This window comes from Chloracidobacterium sp., assembly GCA_016716305.1.
Lineage (GTDB): Bacteria > Acidobacteriota > Blastocatellia > Pyrinomonadales > Pyrinomonadaceae > OLB17.
This window is the reverse complement of the sequence record JADJWP010000002.1, coordinates 2,002,219-2,016,916: the sequence shown is the minus strand read 5'-3', so window position 1 is coordinate 2,016,916 and position 14,698 is coordinate 2,002,219. Positions and strand designations below refer to the sequence as shown.

Genomic DNA, 14,698 nt, shown 5'->3' with positions numbered 1-14,698 from the left:
CAGAAAATGGAGAGACGGAAAGTTATCCACACCAGGCATGTTTTGGCGGTCAAAGACCTTGCTGTCTCGGCCGCGTATTTCGTAGACAAGCTTGGCTTTGAGCGCGACTTTACGGCGCCGGGTTGGGAGTTCTTGTCGTTCGGAATTTTCAAGGTGATGCTTGGCGAATGTACAGACGCACTTTGGGCACACGAGACCGGAGACCATTCGTGGTTCGCCCACGCCCTGGTCGAGAATGTTGACGAGGTCTATGATGAATTCAGGGAACGTGGTGCCGAGATGATTTCTACTATCAAAACGCAGCCGTGGGGTATCCGCGATTTTTGTGTAAAAACACCCGATGGCCACCGGATCGTTTTCGGGCAAGAGATGGGCAAATAGGCCGGCAATGTCGGAAACAGCAGCGACCATTAAAGAACGCATCTATTCCATCGATATGCTTCGAGGCATCGTGATGATCGTCATGCTGCTTGACCATACGCGCGATTTTGTTCACGCCGGAGCATTGCAGTTCGATCCGACCGATCTTTCGAATACGAATACCGCCGTGTTTTTCACCCGATGGATCACACACTTCTGCGCACCGATCTTTGTTTTTCTCGCCGGTACGAGCATCTATCTGCAGCGAATGTACGGCAAGAGCAACGCTGAGCTTTCGCGGTTTTTGTGGACCCGCGGATTGTGGCTGATCATTCTGGAATTCACGGTCGTGCGGTTCGGCTATTCCTTTAATCTCGATTATTCATTCTTTGGAATGGCGCAGGTCATCTGGGTCATAGGCGTGTCGATGATCGTCATGGCCGCGCTGATCTATCTACCGGTCAAGCTCGTTGGCGCTATCGGCATCGCCATGATCGTGCTGCACAACCTGCTTGACGGAATACAGATACCGCCCAACATCGCGTTCATGGGCGATCCGCCGCCCGATCTTTCCCAGGCAATTTGGCTGATCGTACATCAACAGGGCGTCATTCCGATCACGAGCGGGTCGAGGGCGTTCACTGCCTACCCGCTGATCCCGTGGATCGGTGTAATGGCCGCTGGATACGCTTTCGGCACTTTTTATGGATGGGAACCGGAACGGCGGCGGAGATGGCTGTTCGTCCTTGGCGGGGCCGCGATGATGCTCTTTGTCGTCGTCCGTTTTACGAATGTATACGGCGATCCGTCAGCGTGGTCAGTGCAGGACACACCGGTCTTCACGCTGCTATCATTTCTTAATACGACAAAGTATCCGGCATCGCTTTTGTTCCTGCTGATGACGCTCGGGCCGGGATTGATCGTGCTGGCACTGACTGACAGAATCGACGGCAATAACCTCTGGCAGCGAATCTGTATAACGTTCGGGCGGGTGCCGATGTTCTTTTATATCCTGCAGTGGTTCACAGCACATGGCCTCGGCATCGTGTTGAGCCTACTGGCGGGAAAGGCCGTGGGACATTATTTCGCGAACATGATGGACATGGGCCAATCGGTCCCGCCCGACCACGGCTTTCCGCTTTGGGTGGTGTACGCCGCGTGGATCGGCGGCCTTTTGATCCTCTATCCGCTTTGTTATTGGTATGGGAATCTCAAACGTCGAAACAAACACTGGGCGTTCAGCTATCTATAAAGCAAAGAAAAGGCAACGATCCGAGACCCTGGCTCTCTAAATTCAACTTTTTGGCAATTTCAAGTTACTCAATCTCGCTCTCGTCGATGTCGAAGTTAGCATAGACCTTTTGGACGTCGTCGTTGTCGTCGAGGGCGTCGTAGAGCTTCATCATCTGTTTGGCGTCGCCGCCTTCGAGCTTGATGTAGTTTTGCGGGATCATTGAAACTTCGGCGGCTTGCGGTTCAATACCGGCTTTCTTGATGGCTTCGCTGACCGCCTCAAAATTATCGGGCGCGGTGAAGATCTCAAAAACGTCGCCGTCGTCCTGCATATCGTCGGCGCCGGCCTCGATAGCTATCTCGAAGAGTTCATCCTCAGGCTTCGCCGCCTTGTCGACCACAATGTAACCCTTCTTGTCGAACATCCACGCGACCGAGCCGGCCTCGCCGAGATTGCCGCCATTCTTTGAGAAGATATGACGAAGTTCGGCTACGGTGCGGTTGCGGTTATCGGTCATCGTCTCGATCAAGACAGCAACGCCATTCGGGCCGTAGCCCTCGTAAGTGATCTCGTCATAATTCACGCCTTCGAGTTCGCCCATGCCGCGCTTGATCGCACGGTCAATGGTGTCGTTCGGCATGTTCTGCGCCTTGGCATCGGAGACCGCCTTTCGCAGCCGCGCATTCGCATCAACGTCGCCGCTGTTACCGGTGCGAGCCGCGACCGTGATCTCCTTGATCATCTTCGTAAAGATCTTGCCACGTTTGGCGTCGAGAGCGCCTTTCTTGTGCTTGATAGTGTGCCACTTGCTGTGTCCTGACATGTTGTTCGAATCTTCCTCGGTGATATCCGGCAATAGGACCGTTCACATTACTAACTAAACTTCCTGCCGCTGATGGTCGAAATTGAGAATATATCACGGCGCGCTTTGGCGGACAAAACGGTTCAGGATTCACAATTTGTTGAGATTTCCGTTAGAGGGAATTCACGCGGCGCGGCTCTAATCAGACCAGTATGAACAGAAACACGACCGTTCTGACCGTCTGCGGACTGTTGATGCTGGCAGACATAATCAGCGCAAAGCAGACGTATTCGATGCGATCTGAACTCGATCCGGTCCTACTGAATTCACTGGTCGCTGCGGAAACAATGCTTGCCTTCGGGTTTGTTAGTGTTTTTTTTGCTGCGTACCGCAAGAAGTTCCGCCGGCAGAAAAAGCCCGTTAGCCAAGAGCGTTTCGAAGTTGTTCGGCCGTTACGCCGTCTACTCGTATCCGTTTGGTCCTAGAGGCGGCACCGGCGACGATCGCGACTGCCGACCTCGGAACCCTCAAGGCCTTAGCGAAAAGCTTTACGATCTCCGTGTTCGCCGCTCCATCCACCGGCGGTGAGGAAACTCTCACCTTCACCGCCCCATCCATCTCACCGCCGATCTCAGACCGCGAGGCCCGCGGAATTATACGAGCCGTGAAAACGATCGACCCATCTTTCTCAATTACATCGATCAATTTTTTACCAGCACATTTATCACTACGGCCTGAAGCAGCGAGATGACGATCAAGATGACGAGCAGCGAGAAGTCGAACATCCCGATCGGCGGGATCACCCTTTGTACCGGCAAGATGATCGGATCGGTCACGCGTTGAACGAAACCGAGAAACGTGTTCCGCGTGAATACGAACCAGCTCGAAATAAAACGGATAAGAATGAACAGCACAAATATGCTGAGCAACCCGTAAAGAATGAATCCCAGCGTTGCCTTCACGTTGCCCGAAGAAATGGCGAATGAAAGACCATCGATGACGAAAAACGCATTGCCGATTATCTGTGAAGCAAAATAGGTAAGCACCAATGCGATGAAACTGGTGACCAGGGGAGCAAGGCGGACGTCAACGCGAAAATTCGCAAGAAAGCGGGCGGCCGGGTAGACGAATCGTTCGGTAGTTCGCCTGACCCTGAAACCAAAACGTCCGATCTTGCCGAAAGGGTTCGGGTCAGCGTAATTAAAGATCAGTCTAAGGATCATCATTGCCAAAAGGGCAAGAAAAATACCCCAGATGACCATCCAAACTATCGGGTAAACGTTAGCAGTCAACATACGTAAGACACCATTTTAACCTATGCGACACAGATGGACATATGCCGGCCGATAACGAGCGTGAGAACCGGCGTTGTCGCGGGCGATCAACGCGCGGTCCGACGTTCGCCAAAAACGGCGGTTCCGATCCGGACGATCGTCGCACCTTCTTCTATCGCGACCTCGAAATCGTGGCTCATTCCCATCGATAGTTCGCCTCGGCCGCCGGTAAATGCTCCTTCGGCGGCCATCCTGTCACGCAGCACACGCAAACTTTGAAAGTAAGGACGGGATGATTCGGGATCATCGAAAAACGGCGGAATGATCATCAGCCCGTCGAGTTTCAGACGCTCGCATTCTCGAAGATACGAAACAAGCTTCGGCAGATCGTCTTCCGCGACACCTGACTTCGTTGCTTCGCCTGCGAGATCGACCTGAATAAAGACAGAGAGTTGTGAGCGCCCTTCTTCGTTGCATATTCTCTCGAGCCGAGCGGCCAGTTCGGTGGAATCGACCGACTGTATTACGTCGAATAACTGGATCGCCTTACGCACTTTGTTTGACTGCAGATGTCCGATCAGATGCCATTCCGCGGCATCGCGGCCGACTTCGGCTATTTTGCCCTCTGCTTCCTGAACCTTATTCTCGCCGAATGAGCGTACGCCGGCGGCGATCGCATCCCGGATCAGATCGGGCGAATGAGTTTTGCTGACAGCCACCAAACGAACGTCTTCAGCCGAACGGCCCGAACGGGCGGCGGCCGATGCGATACGTTCCATGATCAGGGTGAGGTTTGCTGCAATGTTCGTGGCCACAGCGTCAAATATAGCAAACGCGCGCCCGAATCTTGAATTTCAACGGACGAACTAGTATTCTCAAGGTTCGCCCAACGCGGACGTGGCGGAACTGGTAGACGCGCAGGTCTCAGAAGCCTGTTGCCGCAAGGCAGTGGAAGTTCGATTCTTCTCGTCCGCACCAAATCTTTATACTCCTTAGTTACAACATTTACAGCTTTTTTAGGCAAAGGAATTAAGGGCTAATTTAGCCCTTTCTTTTTGCCCGTTTTTTGGTTTCGGGTAGATTTTCTGGTAGATTCCCCCAATCTATAGTTCTGACTATGGTGTTTAACTAGGGTGGGTCTTACGCACAAGAAGGGGGAGATATTAGAAACGACACTAATCACGCGTGGTTAGAGTCGGAGGGCCAGGCCTTCGCAGTCAAGAGTTCAAGGGGTTGAACTCCGCCCGGACATCGGGGGCGGCGGCTGTTTTTGAAAATCATATCGGCATAGGTTTTGCTCGGTCTTGTTTGGCAAATGAAATTGGAGAGACTATGAACCAAGATATCCTTGATATCACTCAGTTGGCAGAGAGATGCAAATTGAGCGGAACGCATGATGCGATAGCCAAGAGATTTCAGCGGCTCAGAGCACTTCCGAAATCAAGCATGCGGCATTTAAAAGCATTCAAGATCGGAAATCAGGCCCGCTATCGGCTCGCAGACATATTGGAGTACGAGGATCGAAACGCCAAGCGATCCCGTTGAACGGTTGAACGGTTGAACGATGGGCGGTCGGTTGCTTAGCTTGGTTTGACTGCTTGAGCATTTTTGCACCATCGGCCAATTTTTGCCCCACGGTTCCAAGCTGAAGTATTTACGGGTTCATCCGGAAAGCTCCGGTTCCTAACGTCCAATTAATTGCTGATTCCTCGATCCCCGATATTCGCCGGCACCATCACGCATCTCGCTAATGAAAGGACCGTCTATCAACAGATCGATTTGGGTGAGTATGTAGTCTATAGCCGCAAGTCTAAGGTGGATCAGTTGTACGATCGTATATCCGGAATAGACCGTGACGTTGAAGCCGTGGTTCTTCAATCGTGATACAAGTTCGGCAACGGACTCCGGTTGACCGAATGGTTCGCCACCGAGGATCGTCACACCGTCGTGCTCGTCACGATGAGCGACGATCTCATCAACTATTGACGAGATCGAAACGAGTTTTCCATTTTCCTTTCGGTGAGTCGGAGGTACGATACAATGCTCGCAACGAATCGAACATCCGCTGACTTGAACGACACTACGCCGACCCGGGCGGTCAACAACCGAGTTGTGATAAAGTCGATAAAGCCAAATAGAAAACTTGTCGAATCCAGACTGTTCGCGCGGAGCATAGCGAGGTTGGAGAACAGGCAAGTGTCTTTTGTTTTCAGCTGGCTTGGCACAGTTCACGTTCACGCGTCTCCCGAAATCGTTCGCAAGATCATCTACTGCATTGGTCGTAGACTGCGAGATCTCAACCGTAACTCGGCCAAAATCAGGCTCCAGCACAAATACGACTTCCTTATTCATTTGATCCTACCCGCCGTTTTGATTGAAGTCTTATGCGATATTCCGCCGTCTGCCGGTCGGTTGTGGGAGTACCGAGTACCTGTTTTAGCTTGCGTGCCGTTTGCTCGCAAGCCGGCCCCTGGATACCGTTAATTTGCGTATCGCATTTTCCGCTTTCAGTATCGATAGTGAATTCGATTTCAGCCATGTCTTTCCTCTTCGACTCCTAGAATTTGACACGTATCTTGATGGTCTCTCCGATTCGCTCTTTGATGAGCGTTCCGCCGAGTTTTTTCGCATCTACCTCTCCTCCTGGTTAGTCGATATAGATTCGAAACGGTCTCTCACGCGGTAGTTGTCGGTTCGCGGCGTGCCGGCGGCATCGGTTTCCGGCCTGTGCGAAGGGCACACCTCCGGCGAGAATCGGTGGCGGAACCCAAAAAGTAGGTCGTTCTCTAATGCTGGTTGAAACAGCGCGTTCCCACAACGCCGGTTCAAGGCGTGGCGGAACATGAAAAAGAAACGGCAACATGAATCGGTGAGGGTTTCGCTTGAACAGTCGGGGGTGTCGTCAGGTCTGCAAGCCTGGTGCCTGTGTGCAGGTCGGCTGCGTGAAAAAACCGGTTGAAGGCGGATCGGAGAATCGGTGCCTAGAACATGGATTTCAACGGGTCCGGTCCTTAGTGGGACAGATCTTGTCCTATTATTCGTATTGGGACAAATCTTGTCCCACTAGCCCCTATAGGGACAGATACTGTACCTATATCGCCCTTAAAGGGACAGTTGTTGTCCCAGTAGGGTTGTTTTTGAGTGGGATTCGGAGCATAATGTGGCAGTTAGATGGATAGAATCCGCAGAAGGGAGAGAATACTATCTACAAAAAGGAGATATTGTGCCGACGAAAACAGTCGAGATCGCAGATTTCATTTTGAGATTGCTGAACGAGGTCGCAGCGGTCAGTGTCCGCTCGATCGCGAAAGCGAGAGGGATAGCCGAACTGAACGAAACGGAACGCAGAGCGATCCGCCGGGCCTTGCGCTCACTGGAGAATCGTAACCTGATAGTCTCGCAAGGTAGCGGGCCTGCGCGAAGTTACGTTCTCTTCAGGCACAAGACCGAAACGACACAGCCCGTCGTACATGCCAAACCCGAAGAAGCGGCTACGGAGAAAGGGGTTCCCTTTGCCAAAATGGACCTCTCCCCGGAGTCCAAGGCCCTATTGCGGTATATCGATCAGGATGTCGCAGAACGAACCCCGGTCGGATACGATCGGGAATTTCTCCGCTCTTACGAACCGAACGAATCCTTTTATCTAACTCCCGATCAGCGCGAGGGTTTGCTCGAAGTCGGGCGCGTGGAAATGATAGAGCGCCCGGCGGGCACATACGCTCGAAATATATTGAGCCGACTTTTGATCGATCTTTCCTGGAACTCGAGCCGGCTTGAGGGAAATACATATTCTCTCCTTGAAACCAAGCGGTTGATCGAATTCGGAGAAGCCACAGATGGAAAAGATGTGTCCGAAGCCCAAATGATCCTGAATCACAAGGCGGCTATTGAATACATAGTCGAATCTGCCGACGAGGATCGAATCACTTCTCACGAGATCTACAGTATTCATGCAATGCTGTCCGAAAACCTCCTGGGAGATCCTGCTGCCTCGGGTCGTTTGCGATCTCTAGTCGTAGGTATCGGGGGATCGACGTACCTTCCGCTCGAAAATCCTCAGGTCCTTCGGGAATGCTTCGATCTCTTTGTAGAGAAACTCAATGCAATAGAAAATCCGTTCGAGCAGTCCCTATTCTCTATAGTTCATTTATCCTACATGCAGGCGTTTGAGGACGTGAATAAGAGAACGGCGCGGCTTGTATCAAACATTCCCTTAATAAAGGCGAACCTTAAACCACTCTCCTTTATGGATGTCGATCAGGCAGCCTACGTAAGCGCCCTTCTGGGTGTTTACGAAAAGAACGATGTCAGTTTGATCCGCGATCTCTATATTTGGGCTTACAAAAGGTCTTCCCAAAGATACACGGCTGTTCAGCAGTCTCTCGGAGAACCCAATCTGTTGAAACTTAAATATCGGGAGCCTATACGGGAAATCGTCAGGTCGATAATTCTCGAAAAAGTGGCAGGCGAACAGGTTGTACAAAAGATTCGCGACCTTATCGAAAAACAAAACATCCCGGAAGCCGACCGTTCTGCTCTCTTCAATCTGATCGAAACCGAGATCATTAGCCTGCACGATGGGAACGTGGCCCGATACAGGGTTCGGCCGAGCGAATTTCAGGAATGGAAAGATCAACGGTGACGCGCCGCATACCTGGCGATATCCTGAAGTCCGCTTAAACGATGGTTCGTTTTTGCACCAAAGCGGTTTATTCATGCACCAACGTAAGCAGAAATAAACCGCCGATACCGCCAACGATCAACACACCCGCCGTTTTAGTTTCTTGATTAGACCCGACCGACTAATGCCAAGATCCCTGGCGGCACGGGTTTGGTTGTAGTTCTTCGTTACGAGCGCGGATTTCAGGAGATCCGTCTCTATCCTTTCAAGATATTCAACCATTCTTTGGCCAGGTATAAATTGCGGCCATGGGCCGAGTGGAGACAACGGAGAATTGCCTACGGTCAGGCCTTCTTCTCAAGACGACTGGCCACGATCTATCGGGTCAGAATGATCTTGCGAGATCGGTCGCCTGCGGCATCGGCAGCGAAGAGAGCGTCCAACATGCTTCTTCTTCAAAAGATGCTTTTTCTTCCACGATTTTTAATAGCTTGGCCTGCAGATTGACCGTCAATTCGCCGATCTCATCAAGAAACAGTGTTCCGCCGCCCGCAGCTTCAAACTTGCCTTCTTTCGCTGAAGTGGCTCCGGTGAAGGCTCCTTTCTCATCGCCGAATAGCTCCGCCTCAATGATCGAGGACGTTAGTTCCGAACAGCCTTTTGGATGTGCACGCCCGCTTCCAGATCGAACGGGGGAAGGAAACGAAAGCCGAGATGCTTTACGACTATCTAACTGGCCAGGAATTCAAAGGGCAGTTTGAGGGTATTCTCGAAGGCTTTAAATCGATACAAGACGGCTACTCTCGCAAGAAGCTCCAAATGACCAAAATTCGGAAGGAGCGTGAAAAGCAGCTAGACCGCATCCTTATAAACGCTTCGGGCTTCAATGGTTCAGAAAGAGGGATTGCCGGTTCGGCCATGCCCCAGGTGAAGATGCTTGATTCCGGCGATGTGGTTGACGACTCGTCAGCGTTGGCTCTAATGGAATGACCTTGGCTCGCTGAACCTAAGTGTACAGTGTAGTAGGAAATGTAGTAGGTTTGTGCAGTTTCCCGGTAATACCCATTGAACGCGGAATCCAGTAAGTGTTGCAAATACAAGCAGATAATACTGCGTACTACTAGGTGGGAAATTAATCGGAACGATTTGTAATCATCAGGTCATCGTCGATAGTCCGTCCTCTAAAGCAAGATGGACTTAACAATTCGCGAATAGCGCGAATATTCGAAATCAGTCGCGAGAGCGTTATTGCTCTATTGAAGTAACGAACGCTTTTGTTTGGTTACTGGCATTTCGCTTCGTTCAGTCGGGCTCGGCAAACAGTACTCCACCCTATGGAGGAGTGCTGTTTGTTTCTTAGCCCTTGACGCAAATGACCTGTTTTAGCTCAGCGACGATCTCAACGAGATCGGACTGAGCACGCATGACTTCCTCGATGTCTTTGTAGGCACCGGGAATCTCATCAACGACGCCTTTGTCCTTTCGGCACTCGACGCCGCGGGTCTGCATTTCAAGGTCCTCACGAGTGAACTTCTGTTTCGCTTTGGTACGCGACATTTTACGCCCGGCACCGTGCGAGCAAGAGTTGAACGAATCAGGATTTCCCAGCCCTCGAATGATGAACGATTTCGCTCCCATCGAGCCCGGGATAATTCCAAAACGTCCCTCCTCGGCGTTGATCGCACCCTTTCGGGTAACGAAAACTTTATCGCCAAAGTGTTCTTCGTTTGCGACGTAGTTGTGATGACAGTTAACGCGGATCTCGGCATCCCACGTTTCCTGATCGTTGAACATTCGGTTGAATGAACGGACCAGGCGATCCATCATCACTTCACGGTTTCGCATGGCGTAACGCTGCGACCAATCGACGTCGTGCCAGTAGGCCTTAAACTCGTCCGTTCCCTGAACAAAGTATGCAAGCGCAGGGTCAGGAAGCGTGTTCAGATCGTGAAGCGATTTCGCCGTAGCGATGTGACGCGTCGCGACCTCGTTACCGATGTTTCGCGAACCCGAGTGCAGCATCAGCCAGACGCGGTCCTCCGTATCAAGACAGACCTCGATAAAGTGGTTTCCGCCGCCGAGCGTGCCGAGCTGTTTCATCGCTTTACGCTTTCGGTCCTGAACTCCCGGGTGGAGCTGTTCAAATTCGGCCCAGCCTTCCCACTCGTTCGATTCGTCGACCGGCTCTTTGTAATCGTTGAAGCCGACCGGGATTGCACGTTCGATCTCGTGGCGAAATTCGGCGAGTTTGCGGTCGAGAATTCCGCTCTTGAACGGCGTTTTCACCGCCATCATTCCACAGCCGATGTCTACACCCACGGTCGCGGGAATAACGGCGTCCTTGGTCGCGATTACGGATCCAACCATCGAACCGATACCAAGATGCGCATCGGGCATAAGTGCGACGTGCTTGTAAAGGCACGGCAGACGTGAGACGTTGCGGAGCATTTTGTGCTCGTCAGCCGACATCTCATGAGTAACCCACGAGAGGACGTCAGCCTCTGCCCCGCTAATATTTAGTTTGTTGTATGGCATAACTTCCTCCTTTTATTTTATGAAAATAGTAGAAAGCGGGGCGACAAAGGTCGATGAGATCGTGGTTTGTTTTACAGACAATGTAATCACATCGGTATTCGCCCCGCAAAGAAAATGGCGACAAGTTTGCGTGAGAGATCCGCCTCGATTTGAAGCGGCCGAGACTCGAACTCGCTACCTCGAAAGGTAGTTGCCATGTACTCCCACCGGCATTCGACAAAAACGATCGATCGGAGAACGATCGAAATCGATCTCCGGTCTGTTAGATCTCAACCTTATCGATCACACCGACCCAGTGGCCGTTGTCGAGATTCCCGTTTGCGAACTCCGAAACAAGCGTAAACACCTGGTCCGAAAATCCACCTACGTTCAGAATATCGCGACGCTCCTGAGCCTGCGTGTGACCGTAGGGTTGAATATCAATACAAACGAGCTTCGCATCGCCGTTTCGCGATTTGAACTCGTTCCACTGTTTCATCGTCTCGGTGGCGCTTCCACCGAAACGTCCATAGAACGGCGTGTCGATCCATGACTCGTTATCCGATACATAGATCAGCACATCACCGTTCGACTTGCGGCTGTTGAGTTCCTCTAGCGGAGCCGAGCAATTGGTTCCGCCGAACGGCAGATTCGAGAGCTTCTCGGCATTGGTCATGATCGAATCCCGGGGATTCAGTTTGACCTCAACGATCTTGCTTTCGAACGGGATGATCTCTGCGTCAGGATTCTTCCGCAGGATCGCCGCCGCAAATAGAGCCGCAATGTCAACGCAACGTACCGCCGACGTAGCTCCTTTGCGGTAACCGGTCGCCGGAGATTGCATCGAACCCGAAATATCAGGGAAGACGTAAACCTTCCCGTCGATCTTAGGCACATTCTCAGTAGCGATCTCCATCGCATCCTGCAAAGCGTCAGTGATCTCACGCGGGATACCCTTGTTAGCGTCAGCCGACTTAAAAGCCGACATAAGCTGAAAAGGAAAGACACGTGCACGCTTGATCGCTTCTGCATTCCGCAGACGCTCGGCGATAACCTTCACCATCTCACCGTCCTCGAAAACGCCGTGACGCTGAAACGTGTTCAGATTCATCCGGGTCATCTGCCATGGTGCATTCCCTGCGATGGCGGTCCACTCCGATTTTCCGAGCGGCAGTGCGGTCAGCATCTGGAACGGAACGTTCGGCACGTCAGCCGAATCTCCGGCCTTGAACCGCTCGAACTGCTTGACGATCTCCGGCAGCTTATCGGCATCGATCTCTCGGCCGATGAAGTAACCGAACAGCGCCTCACGCTCGGCGTCGGCAGGTTTCGGGTGGACCATCTTCAGAATGTCGGCAATCGAAGGCGACTGCCCGACAGACTGTTTGAAGATCTGTTCAGGCTGACGCTTTTCAAACCACTCGCGGACCATCCGCTTCGGCAGCGTCCCGAGCGATTTACGCCCGACCGCTCCCGACCGCATGATCTGGACAAAGTTTCGGAGCATCTTTCCGTTATCCGCAACCCGTGGGAAGACACGTTCGAACAGGGCCTTATCGCGAACAGAAAGCACAGCTAGCAGCATCGCCGGCATGTCTTTCATGTGACCTTTCTCGCGAGCGAAGATTGCGGTCTTCGCAACAAATTCAGCGTCAACCTCATTCGCAAGAGCGAGAACTGCTTCAAGCTGCTCATCCGCACCTGCATAGAAGGTGTGGTTGAAACATCCGGTCGCAGCGTACTGCGCGAGCGCCTGTTTTGGCGTCAGCTTGTATGCGATCCCGCCCGCTTCGTTTACCGTATCGGTCTTCGGCGACAGCATTCCAACAATAGTTTTGAACAAATTCTTATTTGCCATGATTTCCTCCTTATGAAAATTGATCCGGGTGACAAGATTGAAAAGACGTTTTGCGCGTGAACACCTTAGGATCACCGGAGTTTCCTGACTCCGCGAGGCGCGAGCGGTGGATGTAGTCCATTCGGCATTCACCCGAAATTGGAAACAGCGACAAGATTCGATGAAACATTAGCTGCTCTATCCGTTGAGCTACATCTCGAGTGGCGAGACGACGGGATTCGAACCCGCAACACGCTGATTATGAGTCATGTAGTTCCATCTGCATTCGCTGTAAAGATTGGCTGACAGAGCGGGGTTTGAACCCGCGGCTTCCGGCTTAACGGGCCGGCACGCTGACCGTCTGAGTTACCCGTCAAAAAATTAGCGGCGACAAATAGTGAAAAGACTTGTACGTGCTCTACCGGGCTGAGCTACGTTCGGATGGCTCCGAACGGCCGGATTCGAACCGGCGACACGTCATGTGTAAATGATGTAGTCCTTTCAGCATTCGCCGAATGTGAGATTGGTTGCGGCGGGAAGATTCGAACTTCCGACCCAGGGTTTATGAGACCCTTGCTCTACCGCTGAGCTACGCCGCCAAAAATTTGGTCCGCCGGGTGAGATTTGAACTCACGCTCCCTCGCTTAAAAGGCGAGTGCCTTGAACCAACTTGGCCACCGGCGGCCGTGATGAAACGGTAGGCAAACGCGGCGCTAAAAATGCGTCTTTGGGTGCAGGACAAAATAGGTCCGTTGCGGACCAAGACAGGAAATTCATTCCCGCACCCTTGCATTTCGGCTGCCCGCGTTTGTTTGGGTAAGACCGTTATGAAATTTTCGATTTGCGATTGAAAGTCAGTCCGTTGCCGGCCGCCTCCGAGGTGAAGCGGCCGGTTGCGCTGTGAGAGATCAGTGAACCGCTGATGCGGCCCGAGCGTGTTTCGGCATCGGTTGTTGAGCATTGAGTACTTCGACCTCGGTCTCTACGGCTCTCTTAAATTCATCGATCACCTCGGTGAGCATTCTAAGCATTTCGAGGGTGTTCAACCGCTCCTCGACCGTGTTCACGTCGAGGTAAAGGGAGATCTCTTTGGAACCGTCCGAGATACGCAGGTTGATTTCCTGATACTCAGCGAACTCATAGGGATCTGGCACGCGAACATGCCGTTCGCGGGCGTCTTCAACTGTCGCGATAACGTATGCGCCCCATTCGGCAAGCGGGCTCAAGAACTCGCGTCGCTGAACGTGATATTTCTTGCTCATATATTTTTCCTTTGTGTCTAAATGCTGAAAGTTGTTGCTGCCTTTGCGATGCGACGTGTTTCAGCGGAATTAGGAAAAGCTGAACATTCACGCCGCGTGATAATTGCGACTCTTGAGCGCAAACATAGGAATTGCCTCCGTTGTGATTACTGGCCACCCGCTTACGCAGGCAGTTCTGACTGTTGCCGCCCGCTAAAGCAGACAGCTTTGAGATTGGTGGACGCTCCTGGTATCGCGCCAGGCTCTTCGGCTCTTCAGGCCGACGCTGATCTGTCTCAGCTAAACGTCCAGGAAAATGGCGGGACCGAACGGACTCGAACCGTCATCGTCTTCATCGACAGTGAAGTGCATACGCCTTTCTGCCACGGCCCCTTGATTGAAATGGGTGGATCGATCGGATTTGAACCGATAACGGTCTCATTCACAGTGAGGTGCTCTGCCAATTGAGCTACGAACCACAAAAACTTCCTAAGGGAGAACGCTCGATCAGCGTTCTCCCGTGCGATGGGCGACAAATTGTGAAGCGACGTTTTTTCTGAGCTACATCTTTCGATGGCCGGAATCGGACCGGCGTCCTCCTGCCTTCTCGACAGGTGCTCTCACCATGTAGTCGCGTCTGCATTCGCCCGAGGGTGGAGCGGGCAATCGGATTTGAACCGATGTTTGCGGCTTTGCAGGCCGCCGCCTTTGTCCACTTGGCTATACCCGCTTTGGGATTGGTACACGCGGAGAGATTCGAACTCCCAATATCCTGTTTCTAGGACAGGCGCCTTTGCCGATTTGGCCACGCGTGC

Annotated in this window: 16 protein-coding genes and 9 tRNA genes; 6 read left to right on the top strand and 19 right to left on the bottom strand. The window is 52.3% G+C overall.

Translation table 11 applies throughout. The annotated features are described in order from the left end of the window. Positions 1 to 6 precede the first annotated feature (6 nt). Together IPM28_11045 and IPM28_11040 are read left to right on the top strand one after the other, a co-directional pair. A complete protein-coding gene (locus tag IPM28_11045) occupies positions 7 to 381 on the top strand; it encodes a VOC family protein (GenBank protein ID MBK9173514.1) in 375 nt (124 codons plus the stop codon). Between the two features lie 7 nt (positions 382 to 388). Next, complete coding sequence (locus IPM28_11040; protein MBK9173513.1) at positions 389 to 1,612, top strand: DUF1624 domain-containing protein; 1,224 nt, start codon at positions 389 to 391, stop codon at positions 1,610 to 1,612. Positions 1,613 to 1,676: 64 nt separating this feature from the next. Here IPM28_11040 and IPM28_11035 read toward each other — a convergent pair whose 3' ends face one another. From IPM28_11035 to IPM28_11020, 4 genes are all read right to left on the bottom strand, one after another. Further along, positions 1,677 to 2,417 (bottom strand): YebC/PmpR family DNA-binding transcriptional regulator, encoded by a 741-nt coding sequence (locus IPM28_11035; GenBank protein MBK9173512.1) that lies wholly within the window; start codon positions 2,415 to 2,417, stop codon positions 1,677 to 1,679. 399 nt (positions 2,418 to 2,816) lie between these two features. After that, positions 2,817 to 3,101, bottom strand: coding sequence for a DUF167 domain-containing protein (locus tag IPM28_11030; GenBank protein MBK9173511.1), 285 nt, complete (start codon positions 3,099 to 3,101; stop codon positions 2,817 to 2,819). After that, positions 3,098 to 3,691, bottom strand: coding sequence for a YggT family protein (locus IPM28_11025; GenBank protein MBK9173510.1), 594 nt, complete (start codon positions 3,689 to 3,691; stop codon positions 3,098 to 3,100). Before IPM28_11025 ends, IPM28_11030 begins: the two co-directional genes overlap by 4 nt. An 86-nt stretch (positions 3,692 to 3,777) precedes the next feature. Next, the gene (locus IPM28_11020) at positions 3,778 to 4,449 is read right to left on the bottom strand and encodes a YggS family pyridoxal phosphate-dependent enzyme (protein MBK9173509.1); all 672 of its coding nucleotides are present in this window, start codon (positions 4,447 to 4,449) and stop codon (positions 3,778 to 3,780) included. Positions 4,450 to 4,561: 112 nt separating this feature from the next. Between IPM28_11020 and IPM28_11015 the strand changes: the two genes are divergently transcribed. Then, positions 4,562 to 4,648, top strand: a tRNA-Leu gene (locus IPM28_11015). A 354-nt stretch (positions 4,649 to 5,002) separates the two neighbouring features. Beyond that, positions 5,003 to 5,215: a hypothetical protein gene (locus tag IPM28_11010; protein MBK9173508.1), complete on the top strand. Its 213-nt coding sequence runs from the start codon at positions 5,003 to 5,005 to the stop codon at positions 5,213 to 5,215. A 138-nt stretch (positions 5,216 to 5,353) separates the two neighbouring features. On the opposite strand, the gene IPM28_11005 is transcribed toward IPM28_11010, so the two are convergent. Then, complete coding sequence (locus IPM28_11005; protein ID MBK9173507.1) at positions 5,354 to 6,022, bottom strand: radical SAM protein; 669 nt, start codon at positions 6,020 to 6,022, stop codon at positions 5,354 to 5,356. After that, a complete protein-coding gene (locus IPM28_11000; protein MBK9173506.1) occupies positions 6,015 to 6,209 on the bottom strand; it encodes a DUF2997 domain-containing protein in 195 nt (64 codons plus the stop codon). The genes IPM28_11005 and IPM28_11000 overlap by 8 nt, the downstream gene beginning before the upstream one ends. Before the next feature lie 684 nt (positions 6,210 to 6,893). Here IPM28_11000 and IPM28_10995 point away from each other — a divergent pair. Further along, positions 6,894 to 8,312, top strand: a complete 1,419-nt coding sequence (locus IPM28_10995) for a Fic family protein (GenBank protein MBK9173505.1) — start codon at positions 6,894 to 6,896, stop codon at positions 8,310 to 8,312. Between the two features lie 117 nt (positions 8,313 to 8,429). Here IPM28_10995 and IPM28_10990 read toward each other — a convergent pair whose 3' ends face one another. After that, positions 8,430 to 8,573, bottom strand: coding sequence for a hypothetical protein (locus IPM28_10990; protein MBK9173504.1), 144 nt, complete (start codon positions 8,571 to 8,573; stop codon positions 8,430 to 8,432). A gap of 103 nt (positions 8,574 to 8,676) precedes the next feature. Further along, positions 8,677 to 9,036: a sigma 54-interacting transcriptional regulator gene (locus tag IPM28_10985; GenBank protein MBK9173503.1), complete on the bottom strand. Its 360-nt coding sequence runs from the start codon at positions 9,034 to 9,036 to the stop codon at positions 8,677 to 8,679. Between IPM28_10985 and IPM28_10980 the strand changes: the two genes are divergently transcribed. Beyond that, entirely contained in the window at positions 8,958 to 9,281 is a 324-nt protein-coding gene (locus IPM28_10980; protein ID MBK9173502.1) for a DUF2130 domain-containing protein, read from the top strand. The genes IPM28_10985 and IPM28_10980 overlap by 79 nt on opposite strands. A 366-nt stretch (positions 9,282 to 9,647) precedes the next feature. On the opposite strand, the gene IPM28_10975 is transcribed toward IPM28_10980, so the two are convergent. The 11 genes from IPM28_10975 to IPM28_10925 form a co-directional block, all read right to left on the bottom strand. After that, positions 9,648 to 10,826 (bottom strand): RtcB family protein, encoded by a 1,179-nt coding sequence (locus tag IPM28_10975; protein MBK9173501.1) that lies wholly within the window; start codon positions 10,824 to 10,826, stop codon positions 9,648 to 9,650. Positions 10,827 to 11,088: 262 nt separating this feature from the next. Next, a complete protein-coding gene (locus IPM28_10970; protein MBK9173500.1) occupies positions 11,089 to 12,663 on the bottom strand; it encodes a TROVE domain-containing protein in 1,575 nt (524 codons plus the stop codon). 278 nt (positions 12,664 to 12,941) lie between these two features. After that, positions 12,942 to 13,018, bottom strand: a tRNA-Asn gene (locus IPM28_10965). A 148-nt stretch (positions 13,019 to 13,166) separates the two neighbouring features. After that, a tRNA-Met gene (locus IPM28_10960) sits at positions 13,167 to 13,242 on the bottom strand. Between the two features lie 6 nt (positions 13,243 to 13,248). Next, a tRNA-Lys gene (locus tag IPM28_10955) sits at positions 13,249 to 13,326 on the bottom strand. 224 nt (positions 13,327 to 13,550) lie between these two features. Next, a complete protein-coding gene (locus IPM28_10950) occupies positions 13,551 to 13,904 on the bottom strand; it encodes a hypothetical protein (GenBank protein MBK9173499.1) in 354 nt (117 codons plus the stop codon). Positions 13,905 to 14,118: 214 nt separating this feature from the next. Beyond that, positions 14,119 to 14,193 (bottom strand) — tRNA-Phe (locus tag IPM28_10945). Positions 14,194 to 14,200: 7 nt separating this feature from the next. Beyond that, positions 14,201 to 14,276 (bottom strand) — tRNA-Asp (locus IPM28_10940). A gap of 10 nt (positions 14,277 to 14,286) precedes the next feature. Then, a tRNA-His gene (locus IPM28_10935) sits at positions 14,287 to 14,362 on the bottom strand. Between the two features lie 175 nt (positions 14,363 to 14,537). Next, positions 14,538 to 14,613: transfer RNA gene (locus tag IPM28_10930), tRNA-Cys, on the bottom strand. 8 nt (positions 14,614 to 14,621) lie between these two features. Next, positions 14,622 to 14,698 (bottom strand) — tRNA-Leu (locus IPM28_10925).

Bases quoted from the DNA above. Each gene is read 5' to 3' on its own strand.
- IPM28_11020 (MBK9173509.1), bottom strand. From the start codon at position 4,449: ATGGAACGTATCGCATCGGCCGCCGCCCGTTCGGGCCGTTCGGCTGAA.
- IPM28_10975 (MBK9173501.1), bottom strand. From the start codon at position 10,826: ATGCCATACAACAAACTAAATATTAGCGGGGCAGAGGCTGACGTCCTC.
- IPM28_11035 (MBK9173512.1), bottom strand. From the start codon at position 2,417: ATGTCAGGACACAGCAAGTGGCACACTATCAAGCACAAGAAAGGCGCT.
- IPM28_11010 (MBK9173508.1), top strand. From the start codon at position 5,003: ATGAACCAAGATATCCTTGATATCACTCAGTTGGCAGAGAGATGCAAA.
- IPM28_11045 (MBK9173514.1), top strand. From the start codon at position 7: ATGGAGAGACGGAAAGTTATCCACACCAGGCATGTTTTGGCGGTCAAA.
- IPM28_10990 (MBK9173504.1), bottom strand. From the start codon at position 8,573: ATGGTTGAATATCTTGAAAGGATAGAGACGGATCTCCTGAAATCCGCG.
- IPM28_11025 (MBK9173510.1), bottom strand. From the start codon at position 3,691: ATGTTGACTGCTAACGTTTACCCGATAGTTTGGATGGTCATCTGGGGT.
- IPM28_11040 (MBK9173513.1), top strand. From the start codon at position 389: ATGTCGGAAACAGCAGCGACCATTAAAGAACGCATCTATTCCATCGAT.
- IPM28_10970 (MBK9173500.1), bottom strand. From the start codon at position 12,663: ATGGCAAATAAGAATTTGTTCAAAACTATTGTTGGAATGCTGTCGCCG.
- IPM28_10950 (MBK9173499.1), bottom strand. From the start codon at position 13,904: ATGAGCAAGAAATATCACGTTCAGCGACGCGAGTTCTTGAGCCCGCTT.
- IPM28_11000 (MBK9173506.1), bottom strand. From the start codon at position 6,209: ATGGCTGAAATCGAATTCACTATCGATACTGAAAGCGGAAAATGCGAT.
- IPM28_11005 (MBK9173507.1), bottom strand. From the start codon at position 6,022: ATGAATAAGGAAGTCGTATTTGTGCTGGAGCCTGATTTTGGCCGAGTT.